Source organism: Nonomuraea sp. ATR24, from assembly GCF_041950485.1.
GTDB classification, from domain to species: domain Bacteria; phylum Actinomycetota; class Actinomycetes; order Streptosporangiales; family Streptosporangiaceae; genus Nonomuraea; species Nonomuraea ceibae.
In genome coordinates, this window is the sequence record NZ_JBGNUU010000025.1 from 1 (window position 1) to 21,648 (window position 21,648).

Annotated in this window: 22 protein-coding genes; 10 read left to right on the forward strand and 12 right to left on the reverse strand. The window is 71.2% G+C overall.

Annotated elements, in window-relative coordinates; translation table 11 throughout:
- Both ACBI99_RS38920 and ACBI99_RS38925 read right to left on the reverse strand, forming a co-directional pair.
- On the reverse strand, positions 1–969 hold a 969-nt coding region (locus ACBI99_RS38920), incomplete at its 3' end, for an ATP-binding cassette domain-containing protein (protein WP_375074767.1).
- Positions 970–1,118: 149 nt separating this feature from the next.
- Positions 1,119–1,568, reverse strand: a complete 450-nt coding sequence (locus tag ACBI99_RS38925; RefSeq protein ID WP_246645519.1) for a MarR family winged helix-turn-helix transcriptional regulator — start codon at positions 1,566–1,568, stop codon at positions 1,119–1,121.
- Between the two features lie 84 nt (positions 1,569–1,652).
- Between ACBI99_RS38925 and ACBI99_RS38930 the strand changes: the two genes are divergently transcribed.
- Positions 1,653–2,798 (forward strand): FAD-dependent oxidoreductase, encoded by a 1,146-nt coding sequence (locus ACBI99_RS38930; RefSeq protein WP_375074768.1) that lies wholly within the window; start codon positions 1,653–1,655, stop codon positions 2,796–2,798.
- On the opposite strand, the gene ACBI99_RS38935 is transcribed toward ACBI99_RS38930, so the two are convergent.
- On the reverse strand, positions 2,760–3,638 hold the full coding sequence (locus ACBI99_RS38935) for a 4-hydroxy-tetrahydrodipicolinate synthase (RefSeq protein ID WP_357591163.1): 879 nt from the start codon (positions 3,636–3,638) through the stop codon (positions 2,760–2,762). The genes ACBI99_RS38930 and ACBI99_RS38935 overlap by 39 nt on opposite strands.
- A gap of 71 nt (positions 3,639–3,709) precedes the next feature.
- Between ACBI99_RS38935 and ACBI99_RS38940 the strand changes: the two genes are divergently transcribed.
- The gene (locus ACBI99_RS38940; RefSeq protein ID WP_357591162.1) at positions 3,710–4,591 is read left to right on the forward strand and encodes a LysR family transcriptional regulator; all 882 of its coding nucleotides are present in this window, start codon (positions 3,710–3,712) and stop codon (positions 4,589–4,591) included.
- Positions 4,592–4,633: 42 nt separating this feature from the next.
- The gene (locus ACBI99_RS38945) at positions 4,634–6,073 is read left to right on the forward strand and encodes a DUF234 domain-containing protein (protein WP_246645517.1); all 1,440 of its coding nucleotides are present in this window, start codon (positions 4,634–4,636) and stop codon (positions 6,071–6,073) included.
- Positions 6,074–6,206: 133 nt separating this feature from the next.
- Here the strand turns inward: ACBI99_RS38945 and ACBI99_RS38950 are convergent, their stop codons facing one another.
- A complete protein-coding gene (locus tag ACBI99_RS38950; protein WP_375074769.1) occupies positions 6,207–7,163 on the reverse strand; it encodes a serine hydrolase domain-containing protein in 957 nt (318 codons plus the stop codon).
- Between the two features lie 642 nt (positions 7,164–7,805).
- Here ACBI99_RS38950 and ACBI99_RS38955 point away from each other — a divergent pair.
- Together ACBI99_RS38955 and ACBI99_RS38960 are read left to right on the forward strand one after the other, a co-directional pair.
- Positions 7,806–8,465, forward strand: coding sequence for a hypothetical protein (locus ACBI99_RS38955; protein WP_219508221.1), 660 nt, complete (start codon positions 7,806–7,808; stop codon positions 8,463–8,465).
- A gap of 51 nt (positions 8,466–8,516) precedes the next feature.
- Entirely contained in the window at positions 8,517–9,125 is a 609-nt protein-coding gene (locus tag ACBI99_RS38960; protein ID WP_219508220.1) for a hypothetical protein, read from the forward strand.
- On the opposite strand, the gene ACBI99_RS38965 is transcribed toward ACBI99_RS38960, so the two are convergent.
- A complete protein-coding gene (locus ACBI99_RS38965) occupies positions 9,052–10,491 on the reverse strand; it encodes an MFS transporter (protein WP_219508219.1) in 1,440 nt (479 codons plus the stop codon). The genes ACBI99_RS38960 and ACBI99_RS38965 overlap by 74 nt on opposite strands.
- Positions 10,492–10,534: 43 nt before the next feature.
- Positions 10,535–11,212, reverse strand: a complete 678-nt coding sequence (locus ACBI99_RS38970) for a class I SAM-dependent methyltransferase (protein ID WP_375074770.1) — start codon at positions 11,210–11,212, stop codon at positions 10,535–10,537.
- 206 nt (positions 11,213–11,418) lie between these two features.
- Here ACBI99_RS38970 and ACBI99_RS38975 point away from each other — a divergent pair, with 206 nt between their 5' ends.
- A complete protein-coding gene (locus tag ACBI99_RS38975; RefSeq protein ID WP_246645513.1) occupies positions 11,419–12,744 on the forward strand; it encodes an LCP family protein in 1,326 nt (441 codons plus the stop codon).
- Positions 12,745–12,852: 108 nt separating this feature from the next.
- On the opposite strand, the gene ACBI99_RS38980 is transcribed toward ACBI99_RS38975, so the two are convergent.
- The 3 genes from ACBI99_RS38980 to ACBI99_RS38990 form a co-directional block, all read right to left on the reverse strand.
- On the reverse strand, positions 12,853–13,971 hold the full coding sequence (locus ACBI99_RS38980; protein WP_375074771.1) for an aromatic ring-hydroxylating dioxygenase subunit alpha: 1,119 nt from the start codon (positions 13,969–13,971) through the stop codon (positions 12,853–12,855).
- Positions 13,972–13,981: 10 nt separating this feature from the next.
- On the reverse strand, positions 13,982–14,656 hold the full coding sequence (locus tag ACBI99_RS38985; RefSeq protein WP_357591151.1) for a VC0807 family protein: 675 nt from the start codon (positions 14,654–14,656) through the stop codon (positions 13,982–13,984).
- Positions 14,657–14,768: 112 nt separating this feature from the next.
- The gene (locus ACBI99_RS38990; protein ID WP_357591149.1) at positions 14,769–15,248 is read right to left on the reverse strand and encodes a tetratricopeptide repeat protein; all 480 of its coding nucleotides are present in this window, start codon (positions 15,246–15,248) and stop codon (positions 14,769–14,771) included.
- 71 nt (positions 15,249–15,319) lie between these two features.
- On the opposite strand from ACBI99_RS38990, the gene ACBI99_RS38995 reads away from it, so the two are divergent.
- Both ACBI99_RS38995 and ACBI99_RS39000 read left to right on the forward strand, forming a co-directional pair.
- The gene (locus tag ACBI99_RS38995; protein WP_219508213.1) at positions 15,320–16,258 is read left to right on the forward strand and encodes an ATP-binding protein; all 939 of its coding nucleotides are present in this window, start codon (positions 15,320–15,322) and stop codon (positions 16,256–16,258) included.
- Between the two features lie 86 nt (positions 16,259–16,344).
- Positions 16,345–16,731, forward strand: a complete 387-nt coding sequence (locus ACBI99_RS39000) for an SCO5389 family protein (RefSeq protein WP_219508212.1) — start codon at positions 16,345–16,347, stop codon at positions 16,729–16,731.
- A 5-nt stretch (positions 16,732–16,736) separates the two neighbouring features.
- Here ACBI99_RS39000 and ACBI99_RS39005 read toward each other — a convergent pair whose 3' ends face one another.
- The 3 genes from ACBI99_RS39005 to ACBI99_RS39015 are packed head-to-tail and all read right to left on the reverse strand — an operon-like array spanning position 16,737 to position 19,393.
- On the reverse strand, positions 16,737–17,741 hold the full coding sequence (locus ACBI99_RS39005; RefSeq protein ID WP_375074772.1) for an LLM class flavin-dependent oxidoreductase: 1,005 nt from the start codon (positions 17,739–17,741) through the stop codon (positions 16,737–16,739).
- Between the two features lie 33 nt (positions 17,742–17,774).
- Positions 17,775–18,446 (reverse strand): ribonuclease HII, encoded by a 672-nt coding sequence (locus ACBI99_RS39010; protein ID WP_219508210.1) that lies wholly within the window; start codon positions 18,444–18,446, stop codon positions 17,775–17,777.
- Positions 18,447–18,457: 11 nt separating this feature from the next.
- Positions 18,458–19,393 (reverse strand): LysR family transcriptional regulator, encoded by a 936-nt coding sequence (locus tag ACBI99_RS39015; protein WP_219508209.1) that lies wholly within the window; start codon positions 19,391–19,393, stop codon positions 18,458–18,460.
- Between the two features lie 79 nt (positions 19,394–19,472).
- Between ACBI99_RS39015 and ACBI99_RS39020 the strand changes: the two genes are divergently transcribed.
- Positions 19,473–20,747 (forward strand): pyridoxal phosphate-dependent aminotransferase, encoded by a 1,275-nt coding sequence (locus tag ACBI99_RS39020; protein WP_357591145.1) that lies wholly within the window; start codon positions 19,473–19,475, stop codon positions 20,745–20,747.
- A gap of 131 nt (positions 20,748–20,878) precedes the next feature.
- Positions 20,879–21,535 carry a GNAT family N-acetyltransferase gene (locus tag ACBI99_RS39025; RefSeq protein ID WP_219508207.1) on the forward strand — a complete coding sequence of 219 codons (657 nt, stop codon included), beginning with the start codon at positions 20,879–20,881 and terminating at the stop codon, positions 21,533–21,535.
- Positions 21,536–21,648 lie beyond the last annotated feature (113 nt).

The window sequence follows — 21,648 nt, forward strand, 5'->3', positions numbered from 1 at the left end:
GGGGACGGGGTGGGCGCGGAGCCAGGCGGCGCGTTGGTGGGACTGGCGGATGCGCCCGGCGGCGCCGTGGGTGCGGGAGCGGGCGCGCCAGGCGCCGGTGCCCATGCCGGCCTTGGCGACCTTGCGCGGGATGGCGGCGAGCCGGCCGGCGTTGGCGGTGACGAGGCCGGCGTGCCGGGCGAGCTCGGCCTTCCACTCCTCGTGCGCCAGCGCCTGGGCGGCCCGTTCGGTGGCCTTGGCGGCGAGGTAGCCGCCGTAGCCGTTGCCGTAGCGGCGGACGGCGCCGTGGTCGACCTCCAGGATGCTGGTGGTGACCCGGTCGAGGAAGACCCGGTCGTGGGTGATGGCCACGACGGTGCCCCGGTGCGCGCGCAGGTGCTGTTCGAGCCAGGCGACGGCCTGGTCGTCGAGGTCGTTGGTGGGTTCGTCGAGCAGCAGCAGTTCGGGCGCGGAGGCGAGCGTGGCGGCGAGGGCGAGCCGGGAGCGTTCGCCGCCGGACAGGGTGGCGACGGGCCGGTCGCGGGGGAGCCCGGGCAGGCCGAGGCCGTGCAGGGCGGCGTCGACCCGGGCGTCGGCCTCGTAGCCGCCGCGCGCTTCGAAGCGTTCGACGAGGGCGGCGTACGCGTCCAGGGTGTCCTCGGTGAGCGTCTGCTCGGCGGCGCGCATGCGGGCTTCGAGGTCGCGCAGGTCGGCGAGGGCGTGGTCGACGGCGTCGCCGACGGTGGCGCCGGGCGGCAGTTCGAGCGCCTGGGGCAGGTAGCCGACGCCGCCGGGCGCGGCGACGGTGAGTTCGCCGTTGTCGGGCCGCTCGGCTCCGGCGAGGAGTTTGAGCAGCGTGGACTTGCCGGAGCCGTTCTCGCCGATGACGCCGGTCTTCTCGCCGGGCTTGACGGTGAACGACACGCGGTCGAGCACGACGCGGTCGTCGTAACGCTTGGTGACCTGGGAGAGGGAAAGTTGGGTACGCAAGGAAGCACCACCTCCTGTTTTCGCGCGAACATGACGGCAGAGCGGGCGCGTGGCGGAGCGGTACGGCTCTACGCGGGGGCGCCCGGCGCGAACATCACAGGAAGCAGTAACCCATAGGGCGATGATCTAAGGCGATAAATCGGGATAAGTCAAGACCCTTTTCCCTCCGTCAGCTTCGCCGTGGCCGCGACCTGGATGGCGGTGGCGCGCTGGAGGAAGTCGACGATCACCTCCAGCTCCTCGTCGGAGTAGCCCGCGTAGAGCTCGGTCAGCCCGGTCACCAGCGGCTCGAACAGCTCCCCGAACCCGGCGATCCGCTCGTAGTTGACCTCGACGATGACACGCCGGCGGTCCTTGGGGTGGCGGACCCGCCGGACGAGCCACTTGGCCTCCAGCCGGTCGATGAGCCCGCTGACCGAGGCGGGGGCCAGCCCGGTGTGCTGCGCGATCTCCCCCGCGGTCAGCGGCCCGAGGCGTTGCAGCAGGTCGAGCGTCTTCTCCTCGCTCATCCCCAGGCCCATCCGCTCGCCCATGGCGGTGTGGTACATCACGGCGGCGTTGCTGTTGGCCCGTCCGGCGTCGGACAGGGCGTCGAGCAATTTCTTTCGGTGTTCCGAAATATCTCTGGACATCGGCGCCTCCATCGTCATATATTTCGTTCAGCCGAACGAAAGGTTATCACGATGAAGGCTCTGGTCATAGGCTGCGGCATCGGCGGCCCCGCGCTGGCGATGGCACTGCACGAGGTGGGCATCGAGGCGGAGATCTACGAGGCGTACGGCGACACCGCGCAGGGCGTCGGCTCGTTCCTCAACCTGGCGTCCAACGGCCTCGACGCGCTGCGCTCGCTGGGCCTGCACCGCGAGGTCATGGCGGCCGGCATCCCCACGCCGGCCATGGTCATGTGGAGCGGCACCGGCAAGCGCCTGGGCACGGTGGCCAACGGGCTCGCCCTGGACGACGGCACGGTCAGCCACACGATCCTGCGCTCCGACCTCTACCGGATCATGCGCGACGGGGCCGCCCGCCGTGGCGTGCGGGTCTCGTACGGCAAGCGCATGGTGTCCTTCGACGACACCGGCGACCAGGTGACGGCCACGTTCGAGGACGGGACGCGGGCGAAGGGCGATCTGCTGATCGCCGCCGACGGCGTACGGTCGCGCACCCGGCACCTGCTCGACCCGCAGGCGCCCGCCCCGCGCTACGCCGGGCTCTACAGTGGCGGCGGGATCATCCACGACCAGGACTTCACCGGCGAACCGGGCGTCTACCACATGGTGTTCGGGAAGCGGGCGTTCTTCGGCTACTCGGTGGCCGAATCGGGTGAGACCTGGTGGTTCGCGAACCTGCCACGCGCGCTCGGCGACGTGCCGGACGACTGGCGGCCGGTTCTGGTCGAGGCGTTCAAGAACGACGCGAACTTCTCGGCCGAGCTGGTCCGGCGGGCCGAGATCGGGCCGATGCTGCCCATCCATGACCTGCCGCCCGTGCCGGTCTGGCACCGGGGCAGGGTCGTGCTGACCGGCGACGCCGCGCACGCCACCTCGCCCAGCTCCGGCCAGGGCGCCTCGCTGGCCGTCGAGGACGCCGTCGTGCTGGCCCGCTGCCTGCGTGACGAGGCCGGCCACGAGGCCGCGTTCCGCCGGTTCGAGGCCGAGCGGCGCGGCCGGGTCGAGCGCGTGGTGGCGTACGCGAAGACGATCAGCAACAGCAAGGCGGCCGGGCCGGTGGCGCGGGTGTTCCGCGACGCGCTGATGCCGTTCTTCCTGAAGAAGAGCGCCAGCCAGGAGTCACTGGCCTGGATGTACCGCCACCAGGTCAGCCTGTGAGACGGCCGCGGCGCTCGCGGGCAGCAGCGGCAGCCGCACGTCCGGGGTCGGGATGAGGCCCCGGGCGTGCAGGACGCCCTTGATGACCGTGGGGTTCGGCTCGGCGAACAGCGCGGCCGAGATCGTGGCCAGCCGGTGCCCGAGCGCCCTGGCCCGGGCCACGTCCCCGGCGTGCCAGGCGGCGACCAGCTCGGCGAACCGGTCGGTCACCAGGTGTGCGGAGGCCAGGATGCCGCCCGCCGCGCCCAGCGCCAGCAGCGGCGAGATGAACGCGTCGTCACCGCCCAGCACCGCGAACCCGTCGGGCAGGTCCCCGAGCAGGTCGACGGCGTCCTGGTCGATCCCCCCGGCCGCGTACTTCACGCCGGCGACCATCGGGTGCGCGCCCAGGTGCCGCAGCGTGGCCGCGCCCACCGCCTGCCCGGTCCGGTAGGGAATGTGGTAGATCACCAGCGGCACCGGCGTCCCCTCGGCCAGCGCCTCGAAGTGCGCGATCACCCCGCGCTCCGACGGCCGCAGGAAGTACGGCACCGTGACCAGCGCCGCGGCGACCCCGTCGGGCAGCTCGCTCAGCGCCCGCGCGACGGATCGCGTGTCGTTGCCCGTGACGCCCACGGTCAGGGGCGCCCCGCGCTCGCCGCAGATCCGCGCGCACACCTCGATCACCCCGGCCCGCTCGTCGGCGTCGAGCGCCGCCACCTCGGCGGTCGTCCCCAGCGCCACCAGCCCGGCCGCCCCCTGGTCGAGCACGTGCCCGGCCAGCTTCTCGACCGCGTCGTACGCCACCGCCCCCGTCTCGTCGAACGGCGTGATCAGCGGCACATGGATTCCACTCAGCATGCTTCGAGCTTGGCCCCTGGGCATTCGGTAGGTCCAGCGATGATTTGTGACGTCCACCGTAAGCTCGACTTATGCTCGACCCTCGCAAGCTGCACCTTCTACGCGAACTGTCCCGGCGCGGCACCATCGCCGCCGTCGCCGAGGCCGTCGCGTTCACCCCGTCAGCCGTCTCCCAGCAGCTCAGCGCCCTGGAACGGGAGGCGGGCGTGCCGCTGCTGCGCCGTACCGGCCGCACCGTCACGCTGACCCCCGCCGGACACCTCCTCGTCGAGCACGCCCAGGCCGTGCTCGAACAGCTCGAACGCGCCTCCGCCGCGCTCGCCGCCGTCCGCGGCGGACCCGCCGGTCCGTTGCGCATCGGCGCCTTCCCCACCGCCGCCCGCGTCCTGCTCCCGCCCGCGCTCGCCGCACTCACCGGCGCGCACCCCGCCGTCATCCCGATGATCTCCGAGATCGACCCCGCCGACGTCTCCGCCGCCCTGCGCGCCGGCGAGCTGGACGTGGCGCTGGTCCACGAGTACGACTTCGTCCCGCCCGTCACCGACACGTCGCTGGAGACCGAGCCCCTGTTCAGCGAGCCGATGTACCTGACGAACCGCACCGCGATCGCCGACGCCTCCGGCGACCCGTGGATCGTCGGCAAACCCGGCACCCTCTGCCACACCATGACCATCCGGGCCTGCCAGGCCGCCGGCTTCGAACCCCTCGTCCGGCACTGCATCGACGACTTCGACACCGTCCTCGCCTTCGCCGCCGCAGGCGCGGGCGTCGCGCTGGTCCCGCGCCTGGCCGCCCTGTCGCCACCGCCCGGCGTCACCCTCACCCCGCTCCCCCTCAGCCGCCGCACCCTGGCCGCCTTCAGACGCGGACACGGCGACCACCCGGCCATCCGAGCCGCCCTCGCGGCCTTCCACACGGCGATCGGCGAGGTTAAGTCGGATCCATCTAAGTAAGATTGCTTCTTACTAAGATGAAATCGACTTTCGGAGGCGGACATGGCGACCACGTTCACCGGGCGTGCCCACGATCTCCGCATCCTCGACGACCAGCTCCGCGGCGTAGCCGAGGGCAGGCATCCGACCCGAGGGCGCGCGCTGATCATGAGCGGTCGGCGCAGGGTCGGCAAGTCACGCCTCGTGCAGGAGTTCTGCGACCGGTCGAAGCTCCCGTACGTCATCTTCCAGGCCACCCGCGGCCGCGCCCCGGCGGCGGAGCGGCGCGATTTCGTCGAGGCCGCCGTTTGTGCCGGTCTTCCCGGAGCCGCGCTCGTCCAGGGGGTCGAGCCGGCGGACTGGAACGGCGCGCTCAGGGCGCTGGCCACTGCGGCCGCGGACTCACCCTGCATCGTGGTCCTGGACGAGGTCCCCTGGCTGATCGAGCAGGATCACGAGTTCGAAGGCGCTCTCCAGACGGTCTGGGACCGCTTCCTGTCCGACAAGCCGATCCTGCTGATCCTCGTAGGCAGCGATCTCACCATGATGGAAGCCCTCCAGGAGTACGGGCGCCCGTTCTTCGGGCGGGCGGCCGGCATGACGATCCGGCCGCTGTCTCTTGCCGACGTCGCCGAGATGACCGGGTTGCCCGCGGCCGACGCCGTGGACGCGCTCCTCATCACCGGCGGGTTCCCCGAGATCGTCCAGTCCTGGGAGCCGGGGCTGTCCCGCCTCGACTTCCTCCGCCGAAGCCTCGATTCGCCGCTGTCGCCTCTTCTCGCCGCAGGGGAGCTGTCCCTCCTCGGTGAGTTTCCCGCCGGCACGCACGTCCGCGCGGTGCTGGAGGTCATCGGCGCCGGCGAGCGCACGTTCGGCAAGATCGCCGAGAAGGTCGGCAACAACGCCGCGCTTCCCTCCGGAACGCTCGCTCCGATCCTCAAGACCCTGGTCGAGAAGCGGGTGGTGGCGGCGGAAGTCCCGCTCTCCACCAAACCCGAGGACAAGAACAAGCGTTACCGGGTGGCCGACCACTACCTGCGGTTCTGGCTGTCCTTCCTGCAGAAGGCGGTCGTCGACAGCGAGCGGGGACGCCCCGACGTGGCACTGCGCCGCATCGAGCGATCCTGGACGGCCTGGCGGGGGCGCGCGGTGGAGCCGATCATCCGCGAGTCCCTGGCCAGGGCCCTGCCGAACGACCGGTGGCCGGACACCGAAGAAGTCGGCGGCTGGTGGAACCGCCAGAACAACCCGGAGATCGACCTGGTCGGCGCGGACCGGGCGCCTGTGGCGAAGAACATCCACTTCGTCGGTTCCATCAAGTGGCTCGAACAACGGCGGTTCGACCGGCACGACTACGACGAGCTGACGCGGGGCGCCGCGTCCGTGCCGGGGGTCACCGGCCGGACCGCCTGGGTGGCCGTTTCCAGGTCCGGCTTCGAGCCCGGCCTCCCGGTCGAGCAGTGGGGCCCGGACGATCTGCTGGCCGCCTGGCAGGCTCACTAGCGGGGACGCTGCCGGATCGCCGGGACACCCGCCCAGTGCGCGTTGCCGCTGGTCGGCCGCCAAGGTCGCCGGCACCGGCACGCCCGTGACCCCGGCCTCGGCCATGCGATCGAGTCGGCCGGAGGGCCCGTTCCTAGTCCTGCTCGATCGCCTTCATGACGGCCGTGGTGCTGGGCTGCCCGAAGTCGTTGTAGTCGCCCGCCGTCACGGCCACCACCAGCCCCTGCGACGGGTCCAGGAACAGCCGCTGCCCGCCGTTGCCGTGCGCGCCGATCTTGCGCGGTTCGCCGGTGTCGATGTACCAGTGATAGCCGTACGCGAAGTTCTCCCCGATCTCCACGCGGGGTCGCAGCATCTCGTCGAGCCATTCGGCCGGCACGATGCCGCGACCGCCGTCCAGCACCATCTCCCCGATCGTCGCCAGGTCGCGCGGCCTGAGCCGCAGCCCCGCCGGAGCCAGCGGCACCCCGTCGTCGCCGGTCGTCCACTCGAACGCGCCGATCCCGAGCGGCTCGAACAGCACCTCACGCGCGTACTGGGCCAGCGACCGCCCGGCGCCCCGCGCGATGATCCCGCCGACCAGCGTCGTGCCACCCCCGCAGTACGACCACCGCTTCCCGGCCTCCTCGACGACGGGACGTTCCAGGACGTAGCGGTAACGGTCGGGCGCCTCCTCCATGGCGAGCTCGCTGTTGGCGGTGCTCGTGTACGGGACGCTCTCGTCCCAGTCGAGGCCGAGCGTCATGGTCAGGGCATGTTCGATCGTGAGATGCGCCCGGGACTCATCGGCCACCAGGTCCGGATATTCCGGGAACTGCGCCACCAGCCCGGCCCCCGGCTCCGGCACCAGTCCGTCCTTCAACGCGATCCCGTACAGCAGGGCGACCACGCTCTTGCTCACGGACCGGACGTCGTGCAGCGTCGCGGCATCGAACGTCACATGCCCGAGCGCGTCACCGAGCCGGTAGTCCTCCCCCGCCCCGTAGTGCTCCACCAGCACCTCACCGTGCCGCCGGACGACCAGCCCGTGCAGGTTCGGCGCCTCACCCGCCCTCAGCACGGCCTCGACGCGCTCTTCGATTGCCATCATGACCTCCCAGGATTCGGCACATCCTGGCATAGGGCATCACACGGTGTGAGAGTCAATTTCGCGGTCCAGACGCCCCGGGAGTCACGCTTCGAGCCGCCAGAGCGCGGCCATCTTGGCGTCGGCATGCGCGCCTCTACGAAGGCGGCGTGGACGCGTCCGGGGCCGCCGGATCGTCGAGGGTCCAGTTCCTTGGCTTCGGGCGGGTTATCGCTGGTGAGAGTGCGCGTGTGGGCGATCTGCCGCATGGTGTGTGGTCGTTCTGCCGCTGTACCGGTGGGCGTTCTGCCGCACCCCCTGTGGGCGATCTGCCGCACCCCCTGTGGGCGATCTGCCGCTCCGGTATCGGCCCAGCCACCCCAACCACCCCGACCGCGTGACGGGCGGCGGAGCGCGAGGGCTTGCCCTCGCCTCGTGGAGGGGCCGAAGGCCCCGGGAAGCACGCCGAGCGGGTGAGGGCGCGAAGCGCCTGACGGGCGAGCCCTTTGCCGACGGGGACGAGCGACACGATGGGGCACTGCCGAGGCTGGTCGCCGCTGCGAAGGCGACTTCCTGACGATTTGTTGGTACCAATGGTAAGAATCCCCGTCATTTCCCAAAGAGTGTGCTCATACTGGGGTTAAGGGAGAATGCGGGAGCACGCTCATGCGGAAACCACCCCCGGCCGACGGGCTCGGCCCGGCCCAGTTCCTCCAGTTGGCCACGGCCGATTTCACCGGGATCTACGCGGTCCACCTCGCCGCCAAGGAAGAGCGCCTGAAGATGACCAGGCTCGCGATGAGCCTGCTGTCTGGACCGTTCCTGGCGGCGATCGCGCTCACCAGCGCCAAGGTCGTCGACCCGGAGAGCCTGACCGCCTGGCAGAGCGTGCCCTGGTACCTGTTCGCGCTGGTGGTGGCGTTCGGGGTGCTGGCGGTGCTGCCGTTCCTGCGGCTGATCGAGGCGGTCAACGCGCACGCCAGGACGGCCCGCGCGATCAACAACTTCCGGCTCCTGTACGCGACCCGCCTGGCGGCGGACCTCGGCTGGTCGCCGAACCTGCCGGTCGACCCGCGCTTCCCCGAGACGTACGCGCCGCTGGCCTGGCCGGGCGTGAACGTCATGGTGCTGTCGCTGGTGAACTCCGCCTACCTGACGGTCGGCGTGACCGGCCTGGCCAGGCAGGAGCCGAACGCGCTCCTGCTGCTGTTCGGCGTCCTGATGGTGGCGCTGGTGCACTACTCGGTCTATTACGTGCGGTGCAACGTGTCGCGGCGGCGCCGGCTCCCCCGTAACCCGTACGAGTTCCCGAATCTGGAGACCTGAATGCCCGATCCTGCGGAGTGGGCGTCATGTGGGGAGGCGTGGATCTGGTTGATGCGCCATGTGTGGACGGAGGGGGCGCTGGCCGACGACGACCGGGGCCCGGTGATGGAGGGGCCGTCGGTGCTGTTCGAGATCGCCGAGGTGCGCCGGGACGACCCGATCGTGGAGCGTTACGGTGACGCCGAGCGGCTGGCGCTGTACGGCAGGAAGTTCAGCCAGGACACGGTGGTGGCGCCGTTCAAGTACAGCTATGGCGCCCGGATCAAGGGGCAGTTGCGCTGGGCCGCCGATCTGCTGCGCGTCAAGCCGTACAGCAAGAGCGCGTGGATCTCGCTCACGGTGCCGGGCGAGCCGTACGACTGCGTGCCGTGCCTGATCGGGCTGGCGTTCCGGATCAGGGAGGGCGCGCTGGTGATGACGGCGACGTTCCGCTCGCAGAACGCCTTCACCAGCTACCTGAACTACCTGCCGCTCGCCGAGGTGCAGGCGGGGATGGCGCACGAGCTGGGGCTGACGCTGGGCCCGATGCGGGTGTTCGTGGACGTGCCGCACCTCTATCTGGCCGACAGCACGCAGGTGCTGCGCGTCATGCGTCCTTGCCTGTCGAGGCCGCTGAGAGCGGGGCCGCGATGTCCTCCAGGCCGCGACGTTCGGCCTTGATGCCGAAGATCAGCTCGACCACGCCGGCCAGGATCATCAACGTCGCGCCGATGGCGAAGGCGAGCGCCGTGTCGCCGGGGACGCCGCTGGAGACCAGCTCGGCGAAGATCAGCGGACCGGCGATGCCTCCGGCGGCGGTGCCGATGGCGAAGAAGAACGCGATGGCCATGGCCCTGGTCTCCATCGGGAAGATCTCGCTGACCGTCAGGTAGGCGGAGCTGGCTCCGGCCGAGGCCACGAACAGCACCACGGACCAGCACGCCGTCAGCGTGACGGCGGTGAGCACTCCCTCGTTGAACAGCCACGCGGTGCCGAGCAGCAGCAGCCCTGAGCCGACGTAGGTGGCCGAGATCATCGGCACCCGTCCTACGGTGTCGAACAGCGGCCCGAGCAGCAGCGGCCCGAGGAAGTTGCCGACCGCGATGACCGCGAAGTAGTAGCCCGTGTGGGTGTCGATGCCGTAGAACGTCGACAGGATCTGCGCGTACCCGAAGGTGATCGCGTTGTAGAGGAACGCCTGCCCGATGAAGAGCGAAAGCCCCAGCACGGTGCGCTTCGGGTAGAGGGCCACCATCGTGTGCGCGATCCGGACGAACCCGATCGACTTGCGCTGGTGGATCGTCATCGACTGCGCGGGCTCCGGCAGGTGTCCGCCGACCTGCCGCTCGATGTCGTCGACGATCGCCTCGGCCTCCTGTTCACGCCCGTGGATGAACATCCAGCGCGGGCTCTCCGGCACGTGCCTGCGTACGAGCAGGATCGCCAGGCCCAGCACCACGCCGAGCCCGAACGCCACCCGCCAGCCGATGTTGACGGGCAGGTCGTTCAGCAGCGGCACGGTCAGCAGCGCGCCGCCGGCCGCGCCGAGCCAGTAGCTGCCGTTGATGAGGATGTCGATGCGCCCCCGGTGCCTGCTGGGGATGAGCTCGTCGATGGCCGAGTTGATGGCCGCGTACTCCCCGCCGATGCCGAACCCGGTGAGGAACCTGAACAGGAAGAACCACCACGCGCTGAACGAGAACGCCGTCATCAGCGTCGCCACGAGGTAGACGATCAGCGTGATGATGAACAGCTTCTTCCTGCCGAACCTGTCCGTCAGCCAGCCGAAGAACAGCGCCCCCGAGCAGGCCCCGGCCACGTAGAGCGCGGCGGCGAGGCCGGCCACCTGCTGCTGGGTGATGTCCAGGCCGCTGCCCGGCTTGGCGAGCTGGGCGGACAGGTTGCCGACGATCGTGACCTCTAGGCCGTCGAGGATCCAGACGGTGCCGAGACCGATCACGATCATCCAGTGCCAGCGCGACCAGGGGAGCCGATCCAGCCGGGCGGGCACTTTCGTGCTGATCGTGCCGATCTCCACGTCGCTCATAAGGTCACGTCGATACCCGCGTGGCGAACGGCAAACCCGGCGGTTACGGCTTACGCGCCTCCAGCAGCCACGTCGCGGCCCACGGCCCGCCGTACCAGAAGCGCGCGCCCAGGTCGCGCCTGCGCACGTCGGTCACGCCGAGCTCGCGCAGCGTGGCCTCGTACGCCTGCGTGTGCTTGTCGTCGGCGACGAGCAGCAGCCCGCCGGGCCGCAGCACCCGGTACGCCTCCTGGATCGTCAGCTCGCGCGTCGGCCGGCTCGACACCACCACGTCGTACGACTCGTCGGGGCACGGCAGTTCGCCGGGGTCGCCGGTGACCACCTCGACCCGGTCGGCGACGCCTTCGGCCTCGGCGTTCGCGCGTACGGCGGCCTCGCCCCGCGCGTGCCAGACGACGCCGGTGGCCCGTCCGCCCTCCAGCAGCCTGGCCGCTGTCATGAGCACGGCACCGCGGCCCGTCCCCAGGTCGAGCAGCTCCTCGTCCCCCTTGAGCCGCGCCAGCTCGCGCTCCCACACGGCGAACCTGCCGCGCCGCGCGGTGTAGAAGTAGCTGCCCGCGCTGGCCAGCGTGTAGCAGGCGGCGAACACGAAGGCGACGCCCGCCTCGGGGACGTCGTTGGCGTACGCGAGCGCCGCGAGGGCGGCCAGCAGCACGCCTCCCGCGACGAGCCCTGCCAGAGCCCAAGCCGCGTCGAACCCGTAGTTTCCACGCACAATCACGTTATAACTCAAAGAATCTCTTGACCGGATATTGGCACGCCCCTTCCCTGAGGGCAGGTCATACAACGGCAAAGCGTCACTAACGTGGGAGGGATTGGCCAGAAGCGGGGGTTTGACCAGGCATGACAGGTAAGGAACGCGGTTTCGGGCCCGGAGCGAGCATCGTGCTCACGTTGGGCTCGGCCCTGCTGTGGGGCGTGGCACACATGGCAACACACCGCCACAAGACCGGCATCCTGCTCATGTCCATATATGTCCTGATGCTGGGCTTCATCCTCACGGTGCTGACCGCGTTCAGCGCCCGGCTGCTGTCGCTCGCCGTGCAGCCGCGCTGGATCACCGTGCTCGCGCTCGCCCTCGCCGTCCTCGCCGTCGCCTGGACCACCGTGATCATCTGGTCGTACCTGCTGGTCCGGCCCGCCTCCTCGCACGCGGTCGCCCGCGGCCTCACCGCCGCCCTGACCATCGCCCTGTGCGCGCTCGTCCTGGCCCCCACCGCGTACGCCGCCCGCCTGGCCTACCTGTCGCGCGACGTCGTCCACACCCTGTTCGCCGGCAACTCCTCGCCCGTCGTCGCCCAGGACCCGTGGAACGGCGCCCAGCGCGTCAACTTCCTGCTCATCGGCGCCGACTCCGCGCCCAACCGGCCCGGCGTCCGCACCGACAGCATGACCGTGGCCAGCGTCGACACCGCGACCGGCGCCACCACCCTGTTCGGCCTCCCGCGCAACCTCCAGAACGTCCCGATGCCGGCCGGCCCGCCGCGCGACCTGTTCCCCTACGGCTTCACCGGCGCGGGCGCGGCCACGCCCGGCCTGCTCAACGAGGTCTTCCAGTACGCCGAGGACCACCCCGAGATGGTCCCCGGCCAGCCTGACGGCAAGCGCGGCCCGGCGCTGCTGAAGGAGACCGTCAGCGGTATTCTCGGCATCCCGGTCAGCTACTACGCCATGATCGACATGAAGGGCTTCGCCGAGATTGTCGACGCGATGGGCGGCGTCCGCGTCACCGTCGAGGAGCCCATCGTCTACGGCAGGCACCGCGAAGGGCTGCTGCCCGCCGGCACCCGCAAGCTGAGCGGCGAGGAAGCCCTCTGGTACGGCCGCTCCCGCACCGACAGCGACGACTACGTGCGCATGGGCCGCCAGAAGTGCCTGCTCAACGCCGTGGTCAAGCAGGCGGACCCGGTGACCGTGCTCAACAGCTTCGAGAGCCTCGCCTCCGCCACCAAGCGCGCCATCTCCACCGACCTGCCGCAGGACGTGCTCCCGGCGCTCGTCGAGCTGTCGCAGAAGGTCAAGGACACCCACATCAGGAGCCTCAGCTTCGTCCCGCCCCTGATCAGCACCGGTGACCCGGACTGGCACCTGATCCGGCGCAAGGTCTCGCAGGTGCTCTCCGAGCGCCCCACGATCGCCACCGGCCACACCGCCCCCGACGGGACCGCCGCGCGCGGGGCCACGCCCGACCGGTCGTCCGACGCCACCCCGAGCCCCGAACGCCCGCTGACCCTGGACAGCGCCTGCGGCTAGACCCGCCGCAGCAGCATCGTCACGAACCCCAGCCGGCCACGGTAGCCGTCGAGCCACATCTTCCGGTGCGCCAGCGCGGCCGCCCCACGGGGACGACCGGCCCGACCGTCACCCCGGCGCCTCGGCGTCGAGGCGGGAAGCCAGGTAGCGCTGGAACTGCCACAGGGGGCGTTCGAGGTGGGAGAAGCGGCCCGCGGGCGGGTCGGGGGCGGCCGACAGCCCGCGCTGGACGCCGTGGATGGCCACCAGGTCCTCGTCCTGGATCAGCCGCAGCCCGGCGACCAGCGAGTCCAGGTAGGCCGGGAAGCCCGGCTGCCCGGCGGCGCCCGGCGGGACGAGGACGTGGAAGACCGCGTCGTGCGTCACCGGCCCGGTCGGCCACCAGGTGGCCCACACCGCGAGCCCCGATTGCAGGGCCAGGACGGTGTTGGGGAAGATCCCGGCGATGGTCAGCCCGGTGCCGGGGTCGGCCGGGTCGGGGGTGTGCATGGTGAACCAGCGGCCGTCGCACTCGTCGACGCGGGTGGCGCGGGCGGGCGCCACGGGTTCGAGCGTGTCGGCGTGGGTGCCCATGTGGTGGTAGTTCTCCGACCCGTTCTCCAGGGCGACCTTCCAGTTGGCGGGCACGTCGTCCCAGCGGATGGTCGCGGCGTGCGTCCAGGACGCCAGGTCGAACCCGCCCAGCACGGCGTCGAGGCCGGTCAGCTCCGGGGCGAGCGGCGGCGCGCCGGGGTCGAGGTTGAGCATGACGAAGCCGTGCCATTCCTCCAGCCGGTAGGCGGCCAGGCGGCAGGCGGCGCGGTCGAATCCGGGGGCGCGCATGAGCGGCGCCCCGGCGAGCCGTCCGGCGAAGTCGCCGTTGAGCCGGTAGGTCCAGGTGTGGTACGGGCAGGTCAGGCGTTTGAGCCGGCCCTGCTCCGGGGTGGTCTCGGGCGGCAGGATGTCCATGAACCGGTGGCGGCAGACCCGCGAGAGCGCGTGCAGCGTGCCGTCCTCGTCGCGGGTGAGCACCAGGGGCCGCCCGGGCAGGTCGAGCCGCAGGTAGGCGCCGGGGTCGGCGAGCTGGTCGGCGCGGGCGACGCAGAGCCAGTCGCTGCGGAAGATCCGCTCCAGCTCCAGGGCGTGGAACTCTGGCGAGGTGTAGGCCTCGGGCGGCAGGGTCTCGCTCTCGTCGAACGGCAGGCCGGCGATCCGTCGCACCTCGGCGGTGAGCTGGGTGGTCGTCATGGGTGCCCCCTCAGGTCGGGTAGTCGAGCACGATGCGGCCGTTGTCGGGGATCACCAGGCGGTGGCCGTTACGCCGGTGGTAGCGGCGCGCGTAAATGACGCCCGCGGTGACGGCGGCGGCCACGAAGGCCAGCCCCGACAGCCGGACGAGCGGCACGAGGTCCGGCGGGACCGTGAAGGTCACCACCGCCGAGACGGCCGCGTCGAGCAGCAGCCCCGCGCCCCACAGCGCAGTGATCGTGCGGATGGCGCCGCGGTAGGCCGGGGAGGTCCGCCAGGCGGCCTCCCGCTCCGGCGCGCCGAGCTGGAGCGTGAGCTCCAGGGCGAGCGGCCGGGACGAGATCGCGGTGATCAGCGCCCAGCCGCCCGCGACGGCGCCGGTGAGCGCGTCCCTGAGCAGCAGCAGCCGCGGATCGCCGCTGAACAGCGAGCTGACGCCGGTCAGGGCCAGCGTGGCGATCGTGAACCGGTCGAGCCCGTCGATCCGTCCGCCGGCGATCACCTTGTGCGCCAGCACCGCCGCGGGCACCACGGCCCCGGCCATGAGAGCGAGCCACGGGCTCACTCCCAGGGCGCGCAGCCCGTAGAAGGCCGCGACGGGCACCACCACGAAGACCACCAGCATGATGGCCAGCAACACCTGCCAGGACGCCGTACGCGCCGCCGGCCGGGCTGTCAGGGTCATCGCGGTCACCCCCGAGTCGATCCCCCGATTGGTCAGCTCAACGCTACGACGCGATCACCTGCCGTCACATCGGCCCAGGGTCTGATCCCGGCTACATCCTTAGGTTGACGCGCTAGACCGTCTCGTCCAGATTGTCCGCGTAATAGGCGACGGCCCGCTCGTAACCGCCCACGTGCCCGGCCTCCACGAGCAGCTTGAGCAGCGTGGAGACCGCCTCCCGCGACTCCCCCGCGTTGTAGAGCGCCATCGCCTCGAACACCCGCAGCCCCGGGTCTCCGGGGAACTCCTCCAGCGCCCGCCGGAACAGCGCCCGCGACTCGGCCACCCGTCCCAGCACCCGCAACGTGCTGCCCAGGCCGGTGAAGGCCCCCAGCCGGTCGCCGGGCGTCAGCCCGTCACCCGCCAGCGCCCGCTCGTAATAGGGCACCGCCTCGGCCTCCAGCCCGAGCGAGTCGTGCACCCAGGCGGTGTGGCAGGCGACCTCGGCGTCGTCCGGATATCGCTCCGCCAGGGCGAGCAGCACCGTCCTGGCCTCCTCCTTCCTGCCTTCTTCACGCAACCGCACGGCCATCGCCAAATCATCGTTTCGCATGCACCGAGTGTGGCATGATGGTCACCCGTACGAGCGGAAACGGTTTTCATAATCATCGCCAGGAGGTTCTCGTGAGGGTGGCGTTCGTCGGCAAGGGCGGCAGCGGCAAGACCACGATCTCGGCGCTGTTCGCCAGATACGTCGCGGGCAGGGGCGCGCCGGTGGTGGCGGTCGACGCCGACATCAACCAGCACCTGTCGCTGGTGCTCGGGCTCGACAGCCCACCGGAGCCGCTCGGCGCGCACCTCACGGAGATCAAGGACTTCCTGCGCGGCGACAACCCGCGCATCCCCTCCGCCGACGCGATGGTCAAGACGACCCCGCCGGGCCGCGGCTCCCGGCTGGTGTCCGTCAAGGACCTGGCCGAGCACCGCTACGCGGCCCCGACGCCGGAGGGCTTCCGCCTGATGGCCACCGGCCCGTTCAACGACGACGACCTCGGCGTGGCCTGCTACCACTCCAAGGTCGGCGCGGTCGAGCTGCTGCTCAACCACCTGGTCGACGGCCACGGCGAGTACGTGGTGGTCGACATGACGGCGGGCTCCGACTCCTTCGCCTCCGGCCTGTTCACCCGCTTCGACCTGACGTTCCTCGTCGCCGAGCCGACCCGCCAGGGCGTCGGCGTCTACCGGCAGTATCGCGACTACGCGGCCGACTACGACGTGCCGCTGGCCGTGGTCGGCAACAAGGTCCACGGCCCCTCCGACGTCGACTTCCTGCGCGAGCACGTGGGCGACGACCTGCTCACCTGGATGGAGCACTCCTCCGCCGTGCGCGCCATGGAGCAGGGCCGCGCCTTCAGCCTCGACGACCTGGAGCCGGCCAACTCCGACGCGCTCGCCGTGCTGCTCAAGCACGTCGACGAGCAGGAGAAGGACTGGGTGCGGTTCGGCCGCCAGGCCGCCGAGTTCCACCTGCGCAACGCCCGCGCCTGGGCCAACGCCAGGACCGGCCTCGACCTGGCCGGTCAGGTCGACCCCGACTTCGTCTACGGCCCTCCGGCCGCCTGACCCACACGACTGTCGCCCTACGGCCATCTGGAGCGTTTCCGGAGGCTCACCTAGCGTCAAGTTGATGTCTTTCGAAAGGAGACAGCATGTCGCTGACCGTTCCGAACGATCTCCTCGACCAGGCCAGAGCCGGGGACGTCGACGACGCGGCGTTCGTCGCCTGCGTCCGCGACTCCCTGCCCTACGCCTGGTCGGTGATCACCGAGCTGGTCGAGCAGCGTGACAGGACCGGCGCCGAGTTCGCCGACAACCAGGTGCCGCCACCGGACGAGGAGGCCCGAGGGCAGCTCCTGCGCTGCCTGGCGAGCGACGCGATGCGGGGCGCCCTGGAGCGCCACTTCGGCATGAAGCTGGCCTTCCAGAACTGCCACCGCGTGGCCGTGTTCGACCCGGCGGCGCGCGAGGCGCTGAGCGAGTTCGTCACGCCGCGGGCGCAGATCCTCAACCAGAAGCCGGAGCTGGTGGACTGCTGATCCGTTCAGGGGCCGCCCGCCGCTCCGGGCGGGCGGCCTCTCAGCAGCGGCAGCACTTCGGCGCCGAGCCGCCGCACGTCCTCCGCGGCGTTCCCGCCCGCCTCCACCATCAGGATGAAGTGGTCGATCCCGGTCGTCTCGGCGGTGCGCAGCAGCGTGCGGGCGCAGTGCTCGGGCGAGCCCACGGGGTGGATCCGGGCCAGGAAGTCCACGTACGCGTCCACGTCCCGCTCGGGTCGTGGCCGCCCGTCCACCGGCGTGTAGCTCGCCAGGCCGGGCTTCAGCCAGGCGGGCATCGACTCCTTCAGCTCCCGCACGGCCTGCGGCGTCGTGTCGGCGACGTGCGCGACCGCCGCGGCGACGTGCCCCCCGGAAGAGCCGGGAACACCGGACGCGCCATGAGCCCGCACCGCCGCCGCCTTCTCCTCGTCGCCCACGTGCACGCCGAGCAGCATCGGCAGCCCGCGCCCGGCCGCCAGCGCGATCGTGGACCCCGACGTGCACGCGACCACCGGCCGCAGCCGCGCCGACGGCACCATCCGCACGTCGCGGAAGGCGAAGAACTCACCGGAGGCCGACACCGTCTCGCGTGACAGGGCGGCCGTCAGCAGGTCGAGCGATTCCGGGAAGCCCCGCTCGAACCGGTCCAGCCCGGTGCCGAACACCTCCAGGTCCACCCACGGCCCGCCACGCCCGACGCCGAGCGTGAAGCGCCCGCCCGACAGGTGGTGCAGCATGGCGGCCTGCTCGGCCAGGGCGATCGGATGCTGCGTGGACAGCACGCTGACGGCGGTGCCGAGCCCGATCCTGGTGGTGCGCCCGGCGGCGACGGCGGCCAGCGTGATCGGCGACGGGCACACGCCGTAGGTCATGAAGTGGTGCTCGGCGATCCACGCGTCGTCGAACCCGGCCCGCTCGGCGGCGACGATCAGCTCGACGGTGTCGGCCAGGATCCGGCCCGGCTCCCCGCCTGGGAACTGGGCGGCGACGAGGAAGATGCCGATGCGCATCCCACCGATGATGGCCGACGCCGCAGCCCGGTGTCAGCCGAAGAGGCTGACCTGCCCCTCGACGGCGGCCGGGTCGCGGTGCCGCTTGAGGTGCCGCCAGGCCGGCAGGTCGTCCAAGTAGGACCAGGAGAGCCGGTGGTGCGCCGTCGGCCCCAGCTCGGCGAGCGCCTGCTGGTGCTGCGGCGACGGATATCCGGCGTTCTCCGCGAACCCGTACGCCTCACATCCGATCTCCGCCATGTACGCGTCGCGCCTGACCTTGGCCAGCACCGAGGCGGCGGCCACCGAGATGCTGGCCGCGTCGCCCTTGACCTCCAGGCGCACCGGCCAGGGCGCGCCGATGTAGTCGTGCTTGCCGTCGAGGATGACGGCGTCGGGCCTGGTGGGCAGCGCTTCCAGGGCGCGGCGGGCGGCCCTGCGCAGCGCCTCGGTCATGCCGAGCCGGTCGATCTCGTCGTGGCCCGCCTCGCCGAAGCCGATGCCGGCGGCCCAGGTCTCCAGCTCGGCGGCGACCTTGTCGCGCTTGGCGGCGGAGAGCTGCTTGGAGTCGGTGAGCCCGGTGGGCGGCGCGGACAGGTCGGTGACCACGGCGCACACGGTGACCGGCCCGGCCCAGGCTCCGCGGCCCACCTCGTCCACGCCCGCGACCGTGCGCACGCTCGGCTGGGCGAGCAGGAGGGTCTCGATGTCGTACGTCGGCGCCATGGCGCAGAACGCTACCGGTCTGCGAACCGTACCGGATCCAGATCGGCGGCGATGTAGCGGGCGGCCACGTGGATGGCTCGCAGGGTCACCGAGACCGAGGGCCGGTTGACGCTGGAGACGCGCGCCACCGCGTGCACGTCGCGGCCGACGGGGTTGCCGGGGAAGTGGCGGACCGACAGCCCGCGCACGCCGGCGGCCAGCGCGAGCGCGGGCACGGCGGCGATGCCGATGCCCTTGGCGACCAGCGACAGGATGGTGCCGAGCCCTTCGAACTCCCACGGCGTCGGCTTGGTGCCGCCCACGTCCACGAACAGCCGGTCCACCGCCAGGCGGGACGGCTCGCCGTCGGGGGTGGCCATCCACGGCTCGTCGCGCAGCTCCCTGAGGTCGAGCGGCACGTCGGGGTCGGCCAGCCGGTGCTTGCGCGGCACGACGAGCACCAGGGGGTCGTGCAGGAGCGGGAAGACGCGCAGGTTCTCGCTGTCGCGCGCCATGCCGTACCAGTCGTCGACGAGCGCGATGTCGACCTCGCCGGACTGCACCTCCCGCATGCCCTTTCCCGACCTGCTCTGCCCCAGCCTGAGCGTGAGTTCGGTGTGGCGGCGGAGGGACCTGGCGAGGGCCGGGGCGAATGCGACGGCCGCTGTGGGGAAGGCGGTAACCACGACACGTCCGGCGGGGCTGCCCGCGTGAGCCGAAAGGTCCGACTCAGCCTCCTCGACCATGGAAAGGATGCGTTCCGCGTGCGCCACCAGCCTGCGGCCGGCGTCGGTCAGCTCGGCACTGCGCGCGGTCCGGTCGATGAGCGCGGTGCCGGTCTCGCGTTCGAGCGCGGCGAGCTGCTGCGAGACCGCGGAGGGGCTGTAGCCCAGCGACTCCGCGGTCGCGGCGATGCTGCCGCGCCGAGCGAACTCGCAGATCAACGTCAAACGCCGCAAATCGAGCATCGGACTTCCTTACGCCTACCCACAAAAAGCCTCGCTTGTCCTGATGCCTTCCTACAACCACCCTGGGAACGTGACAAACATGACCGTGACTCTCTCCGCCACCCTGGCGGCGAACGAGGACATCGAACGAAGACGACGCGCCGGGGAACGCGTGCTGAACCTCGCCTTCGGTGAGGCAGGACTGCCCGTCCACCCGGCGCTGCGCGACAAGCTGGCCGCCGCATCGGAACGCAACGGCTACGGGCCGGTCGCGGGGGCGTCCGAGCTCAGGACGGCGGCGGCGGGCTACTGGACACGACGGGGGCTCATCACCGACCCCGAGCTGGTCGTCTGCGGGCCAGGCAGCAAATCCCTGCTGTACGGCCTGCTCCTGGCGATCGGCGGCGACGTCGTCCTGCCCATGCCCAGCTGGGTCAGCTACGCCGCGCAGGCCGACCTCGTCGGGTCACGCCCGATCCTGGTCCCCGCGCCCTCGGGCCAGGGCGGCGTGCCGGACCCCGACCTGGTGAAGGCGGCCGTGCTGGACGCCCGCGCCCAGGGCCGGACCGTACGCTCCCTGCTCGTGACGCTGCCGGACAACCCCACCGGCCGGCTCGCGCCGCGCTCGGCGATCCGCCGCCTGGTCGCGCTCGCCCGCGAACTGGACCTGTACGTCATCTCGGACGAGATCTACCGCGACCTGCTGCACGACCCCTCCACGTCCTTCACCTCCCCGGCCGATCTGGCGCCCGAGCGCACGATCGTCACCACCGGGCTGAGCAAGAGCCTGGCTCTGGGCGGCTGGCGGATCGGCGTCGCGCGGCTGCCCGACGACGCGCACGAGCTGCGCGCCCGGCTGCTCGCGGTGGCCAGCGAGATCTGGTCGGCCCCGGCCGCCCCGATCCAGGAGGCCGCGGCGTACGCCTTCACCGACCCCAGCGAGCTCACCGAGCGCGTCAGGCAGAGCCGCCGGCTGCACGGCACGCTGGCCCGCGCCGTACACGACAGGTTCGTGGAGATCGGCGCCTCCGTGCCGGCCCCGCAGGGCGGCTTCTACCTCTACCCGGACCTGAGCCATCTGCGGCTCGGCGGCTCGGCCGACGTCACCCGGCTCCTGCTCGACCAGCACGGCCTCGGGGTGCTGCCCGGTCACGCCTTCGGCGACGACCCGGCCGCCGCGCGCGTGCGGGTTGCGGTCAGCCTGCTGTACGGGGACACGACCGAGGACCGGCTGACCGCGCTGACCAGCCCCGATCCGCTCCAGTTGCCGTGGATCGCGGCCTCGCTCGACCATCTTTCGATGGGCCTGAAGGAGCTCTCGCTGGCGTCGCGTGAACGGCGTCCGGCGCTGGTGCCGACCGGATGTCACGGTTAGGCGAAATCTTCCCCGGAGATCCTTCCGAATTACCCCTCTGACCTGCGGAAACACCGTGCTTTCCGAGGTGCGGGGACGACGGCCCCGATAGCGTGGTTCCGCGGACTCCGAGCAACCCCCATCATGTGCACATGTCCGCTCTTGTCACCTTGTCCGGGCGCCTCGTGCGCCTGGAACCTCTCAGCCTCGCGGTGGTCGATGACCTGATCGCCGCGGCGAGTGAAGACCGGTCCACTTACGGCTTCACTCGGGTCCCGGGCAACCGGGACGAGATGGTCTCCTACGTGGAGGCCGCGCTGGCTGAGCAGGCGGAGGGCCGCACGGTGCCCTTCGCCATCCGGTGGCTGCACACCGACCGCGTGGTCGGTGCCACCCGTCTCATGAACCTGGAGTACTGGCAGGGTCCCATGCCCTGGCCTCCGGGCACGCGTGGTGCGGTGGGCGAGGTCCCGTCCGTGGCCGACATCGGTTACACCTGGCTGGGCGCCTCCGCCCAGGGCACGGGTGCCAACCGGGAGAGCAAGTTCCTGATGCTCTCGCACGCCTTCGAGACCTGGCAGGTCCACCGCATCACGCTCAAGGCCGACGTGAGGAACGTCCGATCCCGGGCCGCCATCGAGGCCCTCGGCGCACACTTCGACGGGGTGCGGCGAGCGGAAAGCCGAGGCGCCGACGACACGGTCCGAGATACGGCGTTCTACTCGATCCTGATCTCCGAATGGCCGGCCGTGCGAGAACGGCTGCTCCACAGGCTCGGTCTGGTCGAGACGGCAGTCGAAGCAGCATAGGAAAATCCGTTGAAGGCCCCGCCCGGAATGGGCGGGGCCTGTGTCGTAAAGGCCGTGTCGTCAAAAGGCGGCCAACGCTTCGGTTAACGAATGCCCGCATTCCTAGGTGCTCG